The 18,487-nt window shown below is 63.6% G+C and carries 16 protein-coding genes; 8 read left to right on the top strand and 8 right to left on the bottom strand.

Annotated features, from left to right (window positions below):
* Window positions 1-167: 167 nt before the first annotated feature.
* Complete coding sequence (locus ABCW42_RS12320; protein ID WP_423181525.1) at window positions 168-1,346, top strand: glycoside hydrolase family 26 protein; 1,179 nt, start codon at window positions 168-170, stop codon at window positions 1,344-1,346.
* A 220-nt stretch (window positions 1,347-1,566) separates the two neighbouring features.
* Here ABCW42_RS12320 and ABCW42_RS12325 read toward each other — a convergent pair whose 3' ends face one another.
* Window positions 1,567-1,896, bottom strand: coding sequence for a VOC family protein (locus ABCW42_RS12325; RefSeq protein WP_423181526.1), 330 nt, complete (start codon window positions 1,894-1,896; stop codon window positions 1,567-1,569).
* A gap of 151 nt (window positions 1,897-2,047) precedes the next feature.
* Here ABCW42_RS12325 and ABCW42_RS12330 point away from each other — a divergent pair, with 151 nt between their 5' ends.
* Window positions 2,048-2,656, top strand: coding sequence for a GGDEF domain-containing protein (locus ABCW42_RS12330; protein ID WP_423181527.1), 609 nt, complete (start codon window positions 2,048-2,050; stop codon window positions 2,654-2,656).
* A 56-nt stretch (window positions 2,657-2,712) separates the two neighbouring features.
* Window positions 2,713-5,241 carry an OpgC domain-containing protein gene (gene opgC / locus ABCW42_RS12335; RefSeq protein WP_423181528.1) on the top strand — a complete coding sequence of 843 codons (2,529 nt, stop codon included), beginning with the start codon at window positions 2,713-2,715 and terminating at the stop codon, window positions 5,239-5,241.
* Window positions 5,242-5,287: 46 nt separating this feature from the next.
* Here the strand turns inward: opgC and ABCW42_RS12340 are convergent, their stop codons facing one another.
* Complete coding sequence (locus ABCW42_RS12340) at window positions 5,288-6,490, bottom strand: PP2C family protein-serine/threonine phosphatase (RefSeq protein WP_423181529.1); 1,203 nt, start codon at window positions 6,488-6,490, stop codon at window positions 5,288-5,290.
* A gap of 175 nt (window positions 6,491-6,665) precedes the next feature.
* Here ABCW42_RS12340 and ABCW42_RS12345 point away from each other — a divergent pair, with 175 nt between their 5' ends.
* A complete protein-coding gene (locus tag ABCW42_RS12345) occupies window positions 6,666-7,289 on the top strand; it encodes a TasA family protein (RefSeq protein ID WP_423181530.1) in 624 nt (207 codons plus the stop codon).
* Between the two features lie 413 nt (window positions 7,290-7,702).
* The gene (locus ABCW42_RS12350; RefSeq protein ID WP_423181531.1) at window positions 7,703-8,140 is read left to right on the top strand and encodes a hypothetical protein; all 438 of its coding nucleotides are present in this window, start codon (window positions 7,703-7,705) and stop codon (window positions 8,138-8,140) included.
* Between the two features lie 73 nt (window positions 8,141-8,213).
* On the opposite strand, the gene nrdF is transcribed toward ABCW42_RS12350, so the two are convergent.
* The 4 genes from nrdF to nrdH all read right to left on the bottom strand — a co-directional run bounded on the left by nrdF (window position 8,214) and on the right by nrdH (window position 12,290).
* The gene (gene nrdF / locus ABCW42_RS12355) at window positions 8,214-9,188 is read right to left on the bottom strand and encodes a class 1b ribonucleoside-diphosphate reductase subunit beta (protein WP_120521948.1); all 975 of its coding nucleotides are present in this window, start codon (window positions 9,186-9,188) and stop codon (window positions 8,214-8,216) included.
* A 121-nt stretch (window positions 9,189-9,309) separates the two neighbouring features.
* Complete coding sequence (gene nrdE / locus ABCW42_RS12360) at window positions 9,310-11,430, bottom strand: class 1b ribonucleoside-diphosphate reductase subunit alpha (protein ID WP_423184879.1); 2,121 nt, start codon at window positions 11,428-11,430, stop codon at window positions 9,310-9,312.
* A gap of 38 nt (window positions 11,431-11,468) precedes the next feature.
* On the bottom strand, window positions 11,469-11,939 hold the full coding sequence (gene nrdI / locus ABCW42_RS12365; RefSeq protein WP_423181532.1) for a class Ib ribonucleoside-diphosphate reductase assembly flavoprotein NrdI: 471 nt from the start codon (window positions 11,937-11,939) through the stop codon (window positions 11,469-11,471).
* A gap of 108 nt (window positions 11,940-12,047) precedes the next feature.
* A complete protein-coding gene (gene nrdH, locus ABCW42_RS12370) occupies window positions 12,048-12,290 on the bottom strand; it encodes a glutaredoxin-like protein NrdH (RefSeq protein ID WP_133203047.1) in 243 nt (80 codons plus the stop codon).
* A 523-nt stretch (window positions 12,291-12,813) separates the two neighbouring features.
* Here nrdH and ABCW42_RS12375 point away from each other — a divergent pair.
* Window positions 12,814-13,791: a LysR family transcriptional regulator gene (locus tag ABCW42_RS12375; protein WP_423181533.1), complete on the top strand. Its 978-nt coding sequence runs from the start codon at window positions 12,814-12,816 to the stop codon at window positions 13,789-13,791.
* Window positions 13,792-13,842: 51 nt separating this feature from the next.
* Window positions 13,843-14,349, top strand: coding sequence for a DUF2004 domain-containing protein (locus ABCW42_RS12380; RefSeq protein ID WP_423181534.1), 507 nt, complete (start codon window positions 13,843-13,845; stop codon window positions 14,347-14,349).
* Window positions 14,350-14,436: 87 nt separating this feature from the next.
* On the opposite strand, the gene metE is transcribed toward ABCW42_RS12380, so the two are convergent.
* Together metE and ABCW42_RS12390 are read right to left on the bottom strand one after the other, a co-directional pair.
* Window positions 14,437-16,776, bottom strand: a complete 2,340-nt coding sequence (gene metE, locus ABCW42_RS12385; RefSeq protein ID WP_423181535.1) for a 5-methyltetrahydropteroyltriglutamate--homocysteine S-methyltransferase — start codon at window positions 16,774-16,776, stop codon at window positions 14,437-14,439.
* A gap of 51 nt (window positions 16,777-16,827) precedes the next feature.
* Window positions 16,828-17,796 carry a methylenetetrahydrofolate reductase gene (locus ABCW42_RS12390; protein ID WP_423181536.1) on the bottom strand — a complete coding sequence of 323 codons (969 nt, stop codon included), beginning with the start codon at window positions 17,794-17,796 and terminating at the stop codon, window positions 16,828-16,830.
* Between the two features lie 450 nt (window positions 17,797-18,246).
* Here ABCW42_RS12390 and ABCW42_RS12395 point away from each other — a divergent pair, with 450 nt between their 5' ends.
* Window positions 18,247-18,450: a hypothetical protein gene (locus tag ABCW42_RS12395; RefSeq protein ID WP_423181537.1), complete on the top strand. Its 204-nt coding sequence runs from the start codon at window positions 18,247-18,249 to the stop codon at window positions 18,448-18,450.
* Window positions 18,451-18,487: the final 37 nt, after the last annotated feature.

The raw sequence follows: 18,487 nt of genomic DNA on the forward strand, positions 1-18,487 counted from the left end.
CCAGGGGGCGCCCTTACCGCACCGACGATGAACCTGCCGTCAGAGCAGTGACGGGACGGAGCAGCCGGGTGTGTTCCAGTCAACCTCGCCGAAGGTTTTATCCGGTTTATTGGCTAAAGACCGATAGTGGGCGAGAAAAGCGGGCCGTTCGCGGCTAGGTTGGGGGCATGGTCTCGCTTCGTCCCGCCCTCCTCGCTGCCGGCACGGCATTGTGCCTGGTCCTGACCGGGTGCACAGCATCGGGTTCAGCCCCGTTGCCCGCACCCTTGGCCACCACGGCGTGCACGGCTACCCCGTACGCTGCGCTTGTCCCCCAGGACGGCGCGCTTTTCGGCGTGAACCTGGACTGGGGCACGGAGCAGCTCGCGGACTACTCAGCGCGGCTTGGACGCCACCCAGCTGTTGCCGTCAACTTCACCGACATGCCCCTCACGGACGAAGGCATCAAGAACATCCACGGCGCCGCGGACCAGATCCGCTCCCAAGGCGGAATCATGCTCCTGACCCTTGAGCCGCGCTCCGGGCTGGCCGCCGTCACCCCGGACGCGATCGGCCGGCTCGTAGCAACGGTGAAGGAAACCAATGATTCCGGAGTGCCTGTAATCATCCGGTTCGCGCACGAAATGAACGGCAGCTGGTACGCATGGGGACAGCAGCCCCAAGCCTACGTCGCGACGTTCCGCGCTGTTGCAGGGGCCGTACACGCGGGCGCGCCAGGCACGGCCATGATGTGGGCGCCGAACTACGGCGGCGGGTACCCCTTCGCCGGAGGCCAGTACGAAGCCAAGCCAGGAACCCCGGCGCGGCAGGCGCTGGACACCAACCACGACGGAGTCATCGACGGCTCCGACGACCCGTACGCCCCCTACTATCCCGGCGATGACGCCGTCGACTGGGTCGGCATCTCGCTCTACCACTGGGGTAACACCTACCCCTGGGGCGCGAACGTGGTCCCCGAGCCTGGGAAGTTCGTCCAGCAACTCACTGGCGAATACAACGGCGCGGGCGGCAACGACCTCGCCGTGCCCAACTTCTACGCCATCTACGGCAACCAGCACGACAAACCCGTAGCCATCCCTGAAACGGCGGCCCTGTTCAACACTGCCGGCGACACGAGCGCAGAGCTGGCCATCAAACAGGCCTGGTGGCGCCAGGTATTCAGCCCCGACATCCCCAAGCTCTTCCCACGCTTGAAAATGATCAACTGGTTCGAATGGGACAAACAGGAAAGCGAGGTCGGGGCAAAGGTCGACTGGACCACTACCCGCACTTCAGCCATACGCGGCGCCTTCACCGCAGACCTGCCCGGCTGGCTGCACTACGGCACCGGCAAACCCCGCTGCTGACTTGACCTCACCGTCCTACCACCGGACGGGCACGGCCGGAACGGCACGCCAGCCACGCTGAACAACACCGGGACCCAAACCGGACTCCCGAGGGCGTGCAAGCGGACCCGCGTGAGAATGGACGCCGGCGTGCCAGCAGCGGCCCGGGTCCATAGTGAAAACAGGTAGAACGTCAGGGCGGTACCTGTGGCGAGCCCGCGAGGGCGCCGGACCCCGGGTCCTACCGGCCGCGCAGTCCGATCGGGTTGCCGTCAGCGTCGGCCAGCACGCATACCCGCATCCCGGGTGCTACCTGGCGCGGGGCGCTGCGTTCGCTCGCCCCGGCGGCAAGCAATGCAGCCCGGACCGCGTCCAGGTCCTCGACGTCGGCGTTCGCCACCGGGCCGTCGACCATGTCCCCCGGTGCCAGGGCAATCTCGAACCCGTCGACGTTGTACCCCACGTAGTACGGCTGATCGGTGTGCGGTGCGCCGAACAGGGCCGTGTAGATGACCTTAGCGGCCCCAAGATCCGACACAGGGATCACCAGGCTGCGGATCGCAGGACCCATGATTTTCTCCTCACAGCTATGGCGGCCGCGTCGGCGACCGCGCCTTTGTCCACGGTGAAGCGGCCACGCGCCTCCGACGCCGGCCCTCCCGGCGTCGGACCCGCGCCACGCAGGGCCAACATCCGAAAAACCACTGCCGCCCGAATTCTGAATGACCGACCCCGGCGCCGTGGCCGGTTACATCGCTTTGTCGGGATTCTCGGATAAATACCGTCGGTTGGCAAGAACTCCGGCAGTTCCGCCCATCCAAGGCCTCTTGCGCCCGCGGGGTCGGGCATCGCCGGGTTGCCGGTACGGCGGGGAAGAATTCATCATCCTTCTCCCCGGCGCTCATCAGGAAAGCGCCTGGATCATCGCCGAGACCATCAATAGGCACCTCGCAGCGGCGAAGCCCCCGCAGGGTGTCACCTTCCCGACCGTGAGCTACGGCATCGCCACCAGGTGCACCGTCTGCGGCGACCTCTCACCGATGGTGGTGGAGGCCGCGGACCGGGCGCTGTACGAGGCGAAAGGCCTTGGACGAAACCGCATCGACATCCACCCCGCGCCCCCGGACTCCCCGACAGGACCCCGACCTGTGTGTTTGATGGCCGGACCCCTGGCAGTGCCCGACGGCGTGAACCCGGCTGACGTCCCGCGCCCACCTTTTGCAGAACGTCAGTATCTGGATCGGTGCCGGAGCAGATGCGTTCGCGAGCTCAGTGTGGCGGATAGGGATGATGCGAAACTGGGTCCGCGGCGAGGCCGGAAAGTCCTCTAAGCTTCTTCACGGGGCTTGGCGAGGGCCATGGTCCGGCAGGTGGGGGGGAGGACCGCATGACCAGTTCCGGGGTGCCCGGGCGACGCCGCAAAAGGTCCGGCGTGCTGCTGCGGTTGGTGATCGGCCTTCTGCTGTGCGCCGGGTTCCTGGTCGCTGGCCCTTTGGCTCCTGCCACTTCCGCGGACGGCACAGCGTCCGGTATTGCGGACCCCGGACCCGGTCGGCCATACCTTGGCGCTGCACTGGAATGGAGCGAAGACGACGCCGCAGGCTTCGCGGACCGTTTGCAAGCCACGCCGGCGCTATTCGCACACGATGTATCCCTTCCGGTCACGGACGGCGAGAAGGCCTACATCCGGCAGTTCCTTTCCCAGAGTGCCCAGGCGGGCTCCTACGCGCTGCTGAACGTCCGGCCCACCGTGCCGCTTGGACAGGTGACGGCCGTCGCGGCGACGGACTTCGCGGCGCAGGTCAAGCAGTTGACGGACAAGTTCCCGGGTCGGGTCTTCATCGATTTCGCACCGGATATGAATACGGGCTGGGTAGATTGGGGACAGCAGCCGCACGCGTACGTTCAGGCTTTCCGATCGGTGGCGAACGCCTTCGCGGCGCAGTCCGGCAAAGACGCGACGCAATCCCGTCCCGTCATGGTGTGGCAGCCGTTCGCCGGTAAGGATTACCCGTTCACGAAGAACCGCAACGCACCGGCGCCAGGCAGTCCGGACTTCGGGGCACTGGATACAAACCATGACGGCGTCTGGGACTCCGGGGACAACCCCTATTCGCCGTTCTACCCCGGTGACGACGTGGTGGACTGGGTCGGTCTCTCGGCGTATCACGACGACACCGGTGGCGCCGCCGCCGTGAATTCCCTCCCGCGCAGCGACGAACTGGCAGGAATGCTGGACGGCGCGCCAAGCAGCGGCGGTTCGGGCACCGGGGCCTCACGCACCGATTTCTACTCCTCGTACGCATCCGGGCGGGGAAAACCGTTGCTCCTCCAGACGGCCGCGTACTACAGTCCCACGGCCGGCGGACCCTCGGAGAAGGACATCAAATCATCGTGGTGGAGCCAGATCCTCAGCACCGCCTCATCTGCGCGGTTCGGCAAGATCGGCGCCGTCGTTTGGGACGAAAGAACCGAAAGCCGGGGCGTGGGAAACGTCTCCATCGATTGGCGCATTGCCGGCAACCCGGCCATCGCGGGCGCCGCGGGCGCCGACGTCAGGAAGTCCACCACCTTCACCACGGCGCCGGTCACGAAAAAGGTCCAACAAAGCTCTCCGTCCGCTCCCAATACACTGAGCGGCCCGGCAGCCTGGTTGGCCATGCTCGCTGCGCTGGCTGCCGCCGTCGGGCTCTGGTTGCTGCCTCAGCGCGTCCGCGCCGTTCGGGGGTGGTCGTACGACGACGACTCCGCCCGGGACTCGCGGGTGGACCTTCTGCGTGGCGTGGCAATCGTGTTCGTCGTGGTGGACCATTTGGGCCTGAACTCGATATTCCAATTGTTCACCCAAGAAGCGATCGGGTTCGTCTCAGGCGCGGAGCTCTTCGTCCTGCTCTCCGGCCTCGTGCTGGGGATGGTCTACGGTCCGCGCGCTAAAGACCGTCTGGGCGAAGTTGTGGGCCGGACGTCCAGAAGGGCCGGGAAGCTGTACACGACGGCGTTGGTGGTGACGGCCGCGGTGTTCGTCATCAGCCTGGTGCCCCAGATCAACGCGGATACCCTCACGACTTTCACGGACCAAGGCACGGGAGCCGCCGGCCATGATGCCGCCGGCCGCACCTACGATCTCTACGCGGGCATGCGCGGACTGTTGCAATTCCCGGTGCCCCCGGCGGTCATTCCGTCGATCCTGCTCCTGCAGTTCGGTCCTTGGCAATTCAACGTGATGGGCCTCTATGTAGTGATGCTTCTGCTCAGTCCCTTGGTGTTGCTGGCGGTGGCACGCGGAAAGGCAGCGTGGGTCCTTCTGGCCACCTTTTCCCTGTACGTGGTGGGGTCGGTGTTCCGGTTCCGGATCCTGCCGTCCCAATTCGAGGACTCGTTTCCCTTGCTCGTATGGCAGGTCCTCTTCATTGTGGGCCTCGTCGCCGGGACCTACCGCCAGCGGATCGTGGCGTGGCTCACAACTCATCGGTGGGTGGTTGCCGTCTGCGCCGGGATTACGTTGGTGTTCGCCATCGCCTCGTGGGCCAATCCATACCTCTCCAACCAGCTCGACTATCGTCTGGCGCTCCTGCCGGACGCCACATACCGGGGCCTGTACGACCAATACTTCGACCGCACGTTCCTTGGCCCGGGCCGGCTTTTGAACGTCCTGACGTTGGTGGTGACGGTGTTCGCGCTGCTGACCGTTTACTGGAAGCCCGTGGAGCGAACCGTCGGCCGGCTTCTCGTCCCGTTGGGCCGGGCCACGCTGTATGTCTTCATCGTGCACGTGGCGTTGATCGCGGTAGTGGCCAACATTCCATGGCTGCAAAGCGGAAACCTGCTGGTGAACTCCCTGGCGTACGTGGTCATTCTGGCTCTGCTGTGGGTGATGGTCCGGAAGCGCTTCCTGTTCAACATCATTCCCACCTGACGCAGTAACCAACACCAGTGTCCGAGGGCACGGGCAAGCCCTGCTGCTAGTTACGCCGGAGCAGGACCGCCGTGATGTCGTCCAGGACAACTCCCTTTCCGCGCCGGTCGCACAGGTCTTTCACTGCGATGTCCGGGTCCTCGCCTTCCCGGCAGACGCCCAACGCTGCATGGAGTTGATCGAGGTCACCGCCATGCAAGTCCAGAAGACCGTCGGTGGGAACCAGGAGGGCATCCCCGCAAGCCAGCGTGAAATGATCCATGTCCCAGCTCTGGCCCGGCATCAAGCCCAGCGGCGGCCCGGTCGGGGCAAGGCGTTCGATTGTTCCGTCGGCACGCAGGATATGGCTCAGCCCCTGGCCGGCATCCGCGTAGCTGCCTGAACCGGTGACCGGGTCCAGCGTCGCATGGAACACCGTGGCATAGGATCCGGCCCGGACCAGCGTCCCGTCCAGATCGGCCGCCGCCTCCTCGAAAAGACGCGCAGGTTCGGCGACCCAGCCGGTGTGCGCCAAGGCGGAATGAACCGTGCCGGCCACCAGTCCGGCACCAACTCCCTTGCCCATCGCGTCACCGACCGTGACACGAAAGGCGCCTCCCGTCGTCGTACCGAGCTCGAAGAAATCCCCGCTGACGCCGGAAACGGGGTAATAGCATGTGCCTAGGGAATACCCCTCCGGCGCGGCCGGAACGGCAGGCAGCAGCGACCGCTGGACACGGGCCCCTGCCCCGATGTCCCAAGACAAGTTCATTTCCCGCTGGATGATGGCGGCCAGGTCCTCGAGGATTTTCCGTTGTTCGGCGCTGAAGGACCGCGGGACCTGGTCGATGACGCAAAACGTCCCGACGTGCGTGCCGCCGGGCCCGGTGAGCGGATGCCCGGCGTAGAACTTGATGTGCGGATCACCCGTCACGAGCGGACTCTGCCGGAATCGCTCATCGGCGAACGCGTCCTCCACCACCATCGTTTCGGCGGACTTGATCGCCTCGTTGCAGAACGTATCGCTCCGCCTCGACTCACGCGACAACGGACCAACAAAGGACTTCAGATACTGGCGGTCCTCAGTTATCAAGGAAATACTGGCCGCCGCGACGCCGAAAAGGCCTTGGGCAAGCCGCGTGATCCGGTCGAAACGCTCCTCCGACGGCGTGTCCAGGAGGCGGGTCATGGCCACGTCCTCGAGCCTTGCCCGTTCAGGGGCATTGGCGCCGTCAATCCGGGCGTGGGGTCGGTAGTCCGTACTCGTCATCGTTGCCTTAGCTGTGGTTTTGGTGGTGCTGAAGTTTCTTGAGGGGAAATTTACCCAATCTTGATCCAACCCTGACCGGATTCCCGCGCCGTCTTAAACCGAGTGTCTCACAGTGGAATCAACAGCAACACGGGTATCACAGCCACCAGGACAACACGGAAGCGGAGAACCGATCATGGGTCTGAACCTGAAAACCACCACCGGCAAGGTCATCGCCTCCCTAGCCCTGGTCGGCACGGCCGCCGGTGTGGCCGGGCTGGGAACCTACGGCGCCTTCACGTCCTCGACGTCGGCCAGCGCCGCCGTCGGATCCGGCACCGTCAACATCGCCTTAGGCACCACGGCCGCCACCAACCGGCTCAACGTCGCGGCCACCGGCATCGTCCCGGGTGACACCATCCAGCGCGCGGTGACCCTGAGCAACGCCGCAGGCAACCAGAACCTCTCCGCCGTCACCTTGACGAGCGCTGCGACCACGACCAGCACGAAGCTGGACTCCGATCCGACCAACGGGCTGCAGGTGGTCGTGGACAAGTGCTCCACGGGCTGGCTCGAGGCCGGCACGTCTCCCGCCTTTACTTACACCTGCGCGGGCACTGTTACTACCGTCCTTGCTTCGCACGCCGTTGTCGGCGCGAACATGGCACTGGCCAACCTGTCCTCCCTGACCGCGGGCAATACCGATAGCCTCCGCGTCACCATGACCCTGCCCACCACTGCGGACAACACCTTCCAGGGTCTGAGCAGCACGGTCGGGTTCACTTTCACCGGCACCCAGCGCACAGCCACCAACCAGTAACACCCCGCAAGCCAGCCCTACTCGCCCTCCGCCGTCGACGCCCCTCACGGCGGAGGGCGGCACCACCGCCGCCACCACAGTACGAGGACCGCAGCCATGACCGCACAGCGGTGACGACCAGCAGGCCGGGGACGCAGTGTTGAGCCTGAAAGTCAGCTCCGCCATGGTCGGGGCACTGCAGATGGAGGATCGGTGCGCCGGGCTCGAAGATGCCCTGACGCGGACCGACCATGCCGGGGCCGCAGCGGTCGGTAAAGACGTCAAACAGCACCAGTTAGAACTGGAGAAGGTCCCAGGCGGACCAGCCAGCTGCCTCCTTCCGATCCAAGCGCCCGGCGAAGGGAGCTGTTCCACCACCGACAAGCGGGGAACAATGGAACCGGATCACACTCACTGAACGAAAGCCTTTGACCGTGCCCCAACGACCACACACCACCCCCGCGGGCACGCCCGCAATCGGGCGTGCTGCGGCTGTGGTGGCGGCCGCCCTGATGCTGGTCAGCGCCCCGGGAATCGCGAGGGCCACGTTCACCGGCACGGACACGGGCTCCCTTACTGCGTCGACGATGAGCCTGCCCGCCCCGACCGGTCCGGTCATCGTGGCGTCCTGTCCGGCCGGGCGCATCCTCAGCATTACCGTCGCCGACCACGGAACCGTGCCCCGGGCAACCTCCTACGATTTCGTCCTGACCGACCCCACCGGCGCCAACGTCCCGACAACGGGCTGGACCTATACCGCGGCGCACCCCGCGCTCAAAGGCACCTGGACGTATCAGATCCACGGCCTATACCTAGCCGCGCCGGGGAACACCTGGACCGGCGCGCCCTACACGGGCACCGTCACCTGCTAGAACAGCTCAAAGCACTCCCACTCGCAAAGCTCGGCCTGAAGTACGCGTGCTTAGCAGGAATCTCACAAAAAAGCTAGAACTCCCAGTCCTCATCTTCCGTGTTGACTGCCTTGCCAATCACATACGAAGAACCGGACCCGCTGAAGAAGTCGTGGTTCTCGTCGGCGTTCGGGGACAGTGCCGAGAGGATCGCCGGGTTCACGTCCGTGACCGAGGCCGGGAACATCGCTTCGTAGCCGAGGTTCATGAGTGCCTTGTTGGCGTTGTAGTGCAGGAACTTCTTGACGTCCTCAGCCAGGCCAACCCCGTCGTAGAGGTCGTGGGTGTACTGGACCTCGTTTTCGTACAGCTCGAAGAGGAGCTCGAATGTGTAGTCCTTGATTTCCTGGCGCTTCTCCTCGGAAACCTTCTCGAGGCCCTTCTGGAACTTGTAGCCGATGTAGTATCCGTGCACGGCTTCGTCGCGGATGATCAGGCGGATGAGGTCTGCCGTGTTCGTGAGCTTCGCGCGGGAAGACCAGTACATGGGCAAGTAGAAGCCGGAGTAGAACAGGAACGATTCCAGCAGGGTGGACGCGACCTTGCGCTTCAGGGGATCGTCGCCTTGGTAGTAGTCCATGACGATCTGGGCCTTCTTCTGCAGGTTCTCGTTCTCGAGGGACCAGCGGAAGGCGTCGTCGATCTCCTTGGTGGAGCACAAGGTGGAGAAAATCGACGAGTACGACTTCGCGTGCACCGACTCCATGAACGCGATGTTCGTGTAGACAGCCTCTTCGTGCGGGGTCAGCGCATCCGGGATCAAGGAGACCGCGCCGACCGTGCCCTGGATCGTGTCGAGCAAGGTCAGGCCCGTGAAAACCCGCATGGTCAACTGCTGCTCTTGCGGCGTCAGCGTGTGCCAGGACTGGACGTCGTTGGAGAGCGGAACCTTCTCCGGCAGCCAGAAGTTGTTGACCAGCCGGTTCCAGACCTCCACGTCCTTATCGTCCTGGATGCGGTTCCAGTTGATCGCTTCGACGTGGCTGAGCAGCTTGACCTTCTCGGTCATTTCGTCCCCTTAAGGTGTGTGTTCTTTAAGGTAAGCGTACGACGCCGGGCGCTCACCCGGCGTCGTACGCTTCAGTTTTAGGGCGCGGCGGCTGCCGCAATTCATCAACCTAATCCGGTTGTCACAGCATGCAGCTGACGCAACCCTCAACCTCAGTCCCTTCCAGCGCGAGCTGGCGGAGACGGATGTAGTAGAGCGTCTTGATGCCCTTGCGCCAGGCGTAGATCTGGGCCTTGTTGATGTCGCGCGTAGTGGCGGTGTCCTTGAAGAACAGGGTCAGGGACAAGCCCTGGTCGACGTGCTGCGTGGCGGCAGCGTAGGTGTCGATGATCTTCTCGTAACCGATCTCGTACGCGTCCTGGTAGTACTCCAGGTTGTCGTTCGTGAGGTACGGCGCCGGGTAGTAGACGCGTCCGATTTTGCCTTCCTTGCGGATCTCGATCTTCGAGGCAACCGGGTGGATGGAGGAGGTCGAGTTGTTGATGTAGCTGATAGACCCGGTAGGCGGCACGGCCTGGAGATTCTGGTTGTAGATGCCGTGCTCCATGACGGAAGCCTTCAGCTCGCGCCAGTCATCCTGCGTAGGGATGTCGATCCCGGCGAAAAGCTCGCGCACACGCCCCGTTTCCGGAGCCCATTCCTGCTCCGTGTACTTGTCGAAGAACTCACCGCTTGCGTAGGCGGAGTTCTCGAAGCCGCCGAACGGCTGGCCTGTTTCGATGGCAAGCTTGTTCGAGGCACGCAGCGCGTGGAACAGCACGGTGTAGAAGTAGATGTTCGTGAAGTCCAGGCCCTCTTCGGAACCGTAGTGGACCCGCTCACGGGCAAGGTAGCCGTGCAGGTTCATCTGGCCAAGGCCGATCGCGTGGCTCTGGGCATTGCCCTGCGCGATGGACGGCACCGAGTTGATGTAGGACATGTCCGAAACCGCGCTCAGGGCCCGGATGGACGTCTCGATCGAAAGGCCGAAGTCCGGGGAATCCATGGTCTTGGCAATGTTCATCGAACCGAGGTTGCAGGAGATGTCCTTGCCCACGGTTTCGTAGGTCAGGTCCTCGTTGTAGATGGACGGCGTGGAGACCTGCAGGATTTCCGAGCACAGGTTGCTCATGGTGATCTTGCCGGCAACCGGGTTGGCGCGGTTCACGGTGTCCTCGAACATGATGTACGGGTAGCCGGACTCGAACTGGATCTCCGCGAGGGTCTGGAAGAATTCGCGGGCGTTGATCTTTGTCTTCTTGATCCGGGAGTCGTCCACCATCTCGTAGTACTTCTCGGTGACCGAAACATCCGAGAACGGCACGCCATAGACGCGTTCGACGTCGTACGGCGAGAAGAGGTACATGTCCTCGTTCTTCTTGGCCAGTTCGAAGGTGATGTCCGGAACCACAACGCCCAGGGACAGCGTCTTGATGCGGATCTTCTCGTCGGCGTTCTCGCGCTTCGTGTCCAGGAAGCGGTAGATGTCCGGGTGGTGAGCGTGCAGGTACACGGCACCCGCACCCTGGCGCGCGCCGAGCTGGTTTGCGTAGGAGAAGCTGTCTTCGAGGAGCTTCATGACGGGAATGACGCCGGAGGACTGGTTCTCGATCTGCTTGATCGGCGCGCCGTGCTCGCGGATGTTCGTCAGGGAAAGGGCAACACCGCCGCCCCGCTTGGAAAGCTGCAGCGCCGAGTTGATGCCGCGCGCGATCGACTCCATGTTGTCTTCGATGCGCAGCAGGAAGCAGGAGACCAGCTCGCCGCGCTGCGCCTTGCCCGCGTTGAGGAACGTGGGGGTCGCCGGCTGGAAGCGCCCTTCGATGATCTCATCCACCAGACGCGTGGCAAGCTCCTCGTTTCCACGACCCAGATGCAGGGCGACCATGCAGACACGGTCCTCATAGCGCTCCAGGAAACGCTTGCCGTCGAACGTCTTGAGCGTGTAGGAGGTGTAGAACTTGAAGGCGCCAAGGAAGGTCTCGAAACGGAACTTCTTCTTGTACGCTCGGTTGAACAGGTCACGGATGAAGTTCATCGTGTACTGGTCGAGGGTCTCGCGCTCGTAGTACTGGTTCTTGACCAGGTAGTCGAGCTTTTCTTCCAGGTCGTGGAAGAAGACCGTGTTGTTGTTGACGTGCTGCAGGAAGTACTGGTGCGCGGCCTCACGGTCGGCTTCGAACTGGATCTCTCCGTTGGCGCCGTAGAGGTTCAGCATTGCGTTGAGTTCATGGTAGCCAAGGCCCTTGTAGGCCTCCGGCAATGGCTTCTTGGCCTTAGTGGTGTCCACAGCGCCCTTCGTTACTTCTGTTTCTGCGACAGTCGTGTCCAAAACGTTTCCAATCCTTGATTGACCCGAACGACGTCTTCCGGCGTCCCCATGAGTTCAAACCTGTAAAGATGCGGCACCTTGCACTTGGCGGCGACGATGTCTCCCGCTGCGCAATAGTTGTCCGCGAAGTTGGTGTTTCCTGCTCCGATCACTCCGCGGATCAGTTCCCTGTTCCGCGGGTTGTTCAGAAACCTGATGACTTGCTTGGGCACCGACCCTTCACCATTGGTACCGCCATACGTAGGCAGGACCAGGACGAAAGGCTCGAGTGCGAGCAGCGGAGTGTCCTTGGCATGGAGCGGGATGCGTGCCGCGTCAATGCCAAGCTTCTCGACGAAGCGCTTGGTGTTCTCAGATGTGGAGGAAAAGTAGATGAGGTGACTCCTCGTGCTGACCGCTTCAGCGTGTCCTTGCGCAGATGCTGTTGCCAGCGCTGCCATGGGAGTCACCTCGACTACTACTTTGAAATACTAATCCGTGCGTTGCGTACCGCCGGCGCCCGGTCTTGAAACGATGCCTGGCTTGATGGATGCCCGGCTTGAAGGGAGCTAGGCCACGGACGCGGCAGCCTGAGCCAGTTCCTCGATCTTGTCCGGACGGAATCCTGACCAGTGGTCCTGCTCGGTCACCACGACGGGAGCCTGCATGTATCCAAGGGCCTTCAAGCGCTCAAGGGCCTCGGCATCCTGGGAGATGTCAACGCTCTGGTAGGCAATGCCCTTCTTATCAAGTGCACGGTAGGTTGCGTTGCACTGAACACAGGCCGGCTTCGTGTACACCGTTACAGTCATGGTCCCTGTCCCCTTAGTTGAAGTCTTAACTCTTCGTATTGGCAGGCCCCGACCGGAACTGTTCCGTCTCCGATACCGGCCCGCTGGCCGCCGAGGCAACCAAACGCTCTATTACGTCCTGCGCTGTTTCCGTCTAGCACTTCCAGCGCCTCGTGTCTTGCGCTGGTTTCCCGCTCAATCCGTAAGTCGATACTACATGTAGTGCAAGCGCCTCCGCGGACCCCCAAGATGATGTATTACAAGTATGTCATTTAACGCACCGGTAGTCCACAGGCCGAGGGGTCAAAAATGTCCGGAAATCCGCCAAATCCAGAGACGAAATCCACACCCTGTGGAGTACTTAGCCACATTTAATCGGCAGCGTGTCGCCCGGTTCCCGGCGTGTCGCGCCACATTTCAAGCAGGGCCCGGATGAGGGCTGCGGCACATTCGCGGGGATGGCAGGAACACCATCAGAGATGCAATTCACACCGCTATGCTGGCTTGGCACGGATTCGACCGGCAACGAGCCTAAGGAACACTGATGGTCAACCTCCTCCACCTGCGGACGCTGCTTGAGGTCACGCGCCTGGGTTCATTCGCGGCGGCCGCAACGCGCCTCGGCTATACCTCCTCAGCCGTCTCCCAACAGATGGCCGCGCTGGAACGCGATACCGGCGTCGAACTCTTCCACCGCTCCGCCCGCAGCGTGGTTCCCACCGAAGCCGCATTCACCATGGTGAGGCACGCAACCAAAGTGCTCACCGACGTCGAAACCCTGCTGGCCGCTGCCTCAAGGAGCACCGACTCCCCCGTTCAGGAACTGCGGGTGGGAATCTTCCCGAGCCTCGCCACGTATGTCCTGCCGGACATCCTCCGGAATCCGCGCTGGAAGAAGCTGGGAATTGAACTCCGCGTGTCCGTCGCGGAACCGGTCCAGACCATCCAGGGGCTGCGCACCGGCGGCGACCTCGACCTCGCGCTGGTTTACCAGGTGGGCCAATCCGGGCTCGCGTGGCCCCACACCCTCGAACGGCAATGGATCGGCGACGACGACTTCAAGGTTGTGCTCCCCGCATCCTGGGGAATCCGGGAAGACGCGGAAATGCAGGCATCCCAGTTGTCGGACATGCCCTGGATCATCCACCATCCGGGCACGAGCGATGCGGTGGTGATCGAGCGCCTTTTCGCGAGCTGCAACCTCCACCCCCACGTGGTGGCGTACAGCGACGACTTCCACGCGAGCCTCGAGATGGCCGCCGCCGGCCTCGGTGCCGCGCTGGTGCCCGAACTGGCACTGCGGAACCGGCCGCCCGGCGTCGTGCTCCTCGACGTTCCGGACATCCGGCTGGCCCGGAACGTGTTCGCTTTGCTCATCAACGAGAAGCGCACGGCGCATGTTCAGCTTTTCACGGAGCTGCTCGCCGACACGCTTCGTGGAAGCGCATCGGCCGCGCGGGCCGCAGTCGCGGCGACGACTCCCAAAACCCGCCAAAAGTCAACGGCGAAACCGCTCACCTGAAATCTTCCAGGAAGGTGGAACACGCCGCTTGTTTGGGATTATCTTGAAGACATGAGCAAGGTTGCGAGCAAACATTTTGGGGATATCGAGCTCAACCACGGGCGGGAGCACTGTTATGTGGCCTCACACGAGCTCGCAGGAAATCCCCTCGAACTGGACCTGAACGTCACAGCGCACGACCACTTTGACGAGAAGGCACTCCACAAAGTGGATTACCGCCTGGGCTACCTCCCCGAGCTGGTGGACCAAGTCCGGGACATGATCGCCGACGAGCTGGACCAGGACGGCACCAACTCCCAGCAGTTCCTCCATTTCCACTCCACGCAGCTCAAGGAAGAGCAATTGGAAGCGGTCTTCGGCGTGCGGGACAAAACGCAGCTGACCAACGAGGTCTTCCTCAAGGCCCTCAAACTCGGCCACGTGGCGATCTACCCGGGCCAGCCGGAACGCTATTTTGTCCTCGATTTCACGCTGGGTTCCAGATTCACCGACGAACTGCTGGTGGTTTCGGCCGACGAAGACGGCGTGGTGGACGACGAAATCGTCTGGGAGTCGTAGGCGGACCCCAACGGGACCGAAGAACAAAGAACGACGGCGGCCGGCCACCTTTTGGGGTGACCGGCCGCCGCGTGTACTACGGGATTGCTACTTGGCTGATTCCAGCAGGCTCGCGCGGACCGTCTTGGTGGCCTTGACGAGGTTGCGAAGGGACTCTTCAGTCTCGGCGTAGCCGCGGGTCTTCAAACCGCAGTCCGGGTTGACCCAGAGCTGGCGGGACGGGACGTGCTTGACGGCGGTTGCCAGGAGCTCGGTGACTTCGGCCTCGGCCGGGACGCGCGGCGAGTGGATGTCGTAGACGCCCGGACCAACGCCGCGGCCGAAGCCGTGGGACTCGAGGTCGTGGACAACCTCCATGCGGGAGCGGGCAGCTTCGATCGAAGTGACGTCGGCGTCGAGGCCGTCGATCGCGTCGATGATCACGCCGAACTCCGAGTAGCAGAGGTGGGTGTGGATCTGGGTGGAGTCCGCGGCACCGGCGGTGGCCAGGCGGAAGGAGTCCACGGACCACTTCAGGTAAGCCTCGTGGTCGGCCTTGCGCAGCGGGAGGAGTTCGCGCAGTGCGGGCTCGTCCACCTGGATGACCTTGATGCCGGCGGCTTCGAGGTCTGCGATCTCGTCCCGCAGAGCGAGGCCCACCTGGTTGGCGGTCTCGCCCAGCGGCTGGTCGTCACGGACGAAGGACCAGGCCAGGATGGTGACCGGACCGGTCAGCATGCCCTTCATCGGCTTGCTGGTCAGGGACTGCGCGTACTCTGCCCAGGCAACCGTGATGGGAGCCGAACGGGTGACGTCGCCCCACAGGATCGAAGGACGGGTGCAGCGGGAACCGTAAGACTGGACCCAGCCGTGGACCGTGACGTCGAAGCCTTCCAGGTTCTCCGCGAAGTACTGGACCATGTCGTTGCGCTCGGGCTCACCGTGCACCAGGACGTCGTAGCCGAGTTCTTCCTGCAAGTCGACGACGCGCTTGATCTCGTCCTTCATGAGCTGCTCGTACTGCTCATCGCTCAGCTCGCCCTTGTTGTTGCGGGCACGGGCCGAACGGATTTCGGAGGTCTGCGGGAAGGAGCCGATGGTGGTGGTGGGCAGTGGCGGCAGGTGCAGTGCTGCTTCCTGGGCGGCTTCACGGACCGAGTACTCGGAGCGGTTGAAGTCGGCTTCGGTGAGGGCAGCGGTGCGGGCACGGACGTCTGCACGCTGGACGCCTTCCGCGGTGGCGCGGGAAGCAATCACGGCGGACGCTTCGTCGATCGCAGCCTTGGCGGACGCGGGGTCGGCCAGGTAGTCAGCGAGGGTCTTGACTTCAACGGCCTTCTGGTCGGAGAACGCGAGCCAGCTGCGCAGCTGCTCGGAGAGCTGGGTCTCCTCGGCGGTGTCGTGCGGGACGTGCTGGGTGGACGTGGAGGTGCTGACGGCAAGCTTGCCGGCCGCGGCCTTCAGTTCGTCGAGCTTCGCGGCGGATGCTGCGAGGTCGTTGCGCCAGATGTTGTGGCCGTCCACGACGCCGGCAACCAAGGTCTTGTCGCCAAGGCCGGCAAGGGCTGCCGCGGACGGAACCGCACCCTTGAAGACGTCGATGTGGAGGGCGTCGATGTTGGTCGCTGCGAGGGCGCCGAGCTGGCCGTCGAGCGAACCGTACGGCGTGGAGACGAGGAGCTGAGGACGGGCAGCCGCACCGGAGAGGACCTCGTAGGCACGGGCGACGGCGGCCTGGATCTCCGCGGCCGGGGTGTCCTGGTCGACAACCAAGGCGGGCTCGTCGAGCTGGACCCAGCTGGCGCCCGCGGCAGCGAGCTTGCCGAGGAGTTCGACGTATACCGGGAGGATGTCCTCGAGGCGCGACAACGGAGCGAAACCGGCCGGGGCGTCGTCGGAAGCCTTGGAGAGCAGCAGGTAGGTTACCGGCCCCACGATGTACGGACGGGTTTCGATGCCGTTGGCCAGGGCGAACTCGAACTCTTCCACCTTGCGGGTGGACGCGAGGGTGAACTCGGTCTCCGGGCCGATTTCCGGCACGAGGTAGTGGTAGTTGGTGTCGAACCACTTGGTCATTTCGAGCGGCTGCTGTTCCTTGTTGCCGCGGGCCAGGGTGAAGTAGCCGTCGATGTCCAGCTGTCCCTCAGCGTTGAGCAGCTTGCCGAAACGGGCGGGAACCGCGCCGAGGTGCGCTGTGGTGTCCAAGACCTGGTCGTAGTAGGAGAAGGTGCCCGGCACGGCGGCGGCTTCGGTGAGGCCAAGCTCCTGCAGGCGCTTCGCGATCGTCAGCTGGATGTCCTTGGCGGCGGCGTCAAGGGCTGCAGCGTCGATCTTGCCGGCCCAGTAGGCTTCAACGGCCTTCTTGAGCTCGCGGCGGCGGCCGATGCGCGGGTAGCCGAGAAGCGAAGCCGACGGGAACGGAGTGGTGGGGGTGTTCTTTTCAGTCATGGGTGTTTCCTTGGGCAGTAGGTGCAAATCGTTGGACCGGAGACCGACTGTTCAGCTGACGAGTTCTTGGCGGCGGGCAATGGCGTGGAGGCGGCTCGCCGGGCGGGCGGGCCGGGGCAAGGCAAGCTTGTCCAACACGTCCAGGGCGCACGTGTGCTCGTTGAACGTGTAGAGGTGGATGCCGGGCGCACCGGCGTCCAAGGCGGCGTTGGCGAGGTCCACCGTGGCGCGCACCCCGATCCTGCAACGTTCGGCGTCGGTGTCCGCCGCCGCGAGCCGTTCGATGAGCTCCGGTGCCGGTTCGACGCCGGTCAGCTCGCCCAGCCGCTTGAGGCGGCGAAGGCTCGTGAGCGGCATGACGCCCGGGATGATCGGAATGGTGACACCGGCACGCCGGGCACGGGAGATCAGGTCCGTGTACTGCTCTGCGTGGAAAAAGACCTGCGTGATGGCGAAATCGGCGCCGGAACGCTGCTTCGCGAGCAGCACCTCGACGTCGTGCTCCATGCTCGGGGACTCCGGGTGGCGGGTGGGGTAAGCAGCCACTCCGACGGCGATCTTTCCCGCGCACAACAAAGCCGAACGCCGCTGTTCCACCCGGCGGATCAGCTCGATGAGGTCCTGGGCGTAGCGCAAGGAACCGGCTACGGGCTGGCCGCTCTCCTTGGGCAGGTCGCCGCGCAGGGCCAAGATGCCGCGCACGCCGTTATCCAGGAGCTCGCCAATGATTCCCGCCAGCTCTTCCGGCGTGTTTCCGACGCACGTCAAGTGGGCCAGCGGACGCAGGGTGGTTTCAAGCAGGAGCCGGTTGATGAGCTCGACGGCGGTATCCCGGTTGGAGCCGCTGGCACCGTAGGTGACCGAGACGTAGTCCGGATACGTGGCTTCAAGCTCGCCGATGGTGGTCCACAGCGATGCGGCGGCCGCGGGAGTGCGCGGCGGGAAGAGTTCGTACGACAGCGCGACAGGGGCGGCGCCGGTCAAATTTGGATGCGTGTCGATGAGGCTTGGTGGTGACATTTGCGTCCTTAGGCTGTGTGTCAGCGGGCCTGGGTTCATGGACTTGATAACCAAGGCCATGGACTGCAGAATCGGTGAATTGAGTTTGGGGATACACGCAACGAACTCCAGCAGGACGCAGCCGCGACTGTTACGCCTGGAATGAAGTTTGCCCGTGTGCAAATGTCAGGCCCACATGGGGGCACCCACACCCTCCTGCCTGCCCTCAAGGAGCAGATCCGGCGGAGGATCGCTGACACGTTACCGCGGTAACTTGTGTACGACTCTAGATCGGGGGCCGGGGCGCCACAATCGTCCGCCGAATTAAGACGCAGTTTTACGCTACGTTTCGGCTGATTTCTGAACATTCTTCGCCCCGGTATTCTCCGCGGGCCGTCCAATCCGAAACCCCACTGGACAAGCCCCTCCCGAAGCCTCCTCAGGACGCCTGCCCGGGACTATCCTTTTGCCATGATCCAGCTTCCAGACAGTTACCAGGAGTACCTCGACGGCAAGGATGAAAAGTTCGTACAGACCATCCGGCCCATTTTGATGCAATCCGCGGCTGACAAGCTCCACGGTGTCCGGGTGATCTATAACCCGGGTTCCACAGGCCACCAGGCCCACCTGGATGAAACACTCCCCTACGGCACCATCATGGAGGACATCGACTAGCCCTTGACCTTCCATCGGCTGCTGCGTAAGCGCCGTT

Source organism: Arthrobacter sp. NyZ413 (genome assembly GCF_049390645.1).
Taxonomy (GTDB): domain Bacteria; phylum Actinomycetota; class Actinomycetes; order Actinomycetales; family Micrococcaceae; genus Arthrobacter.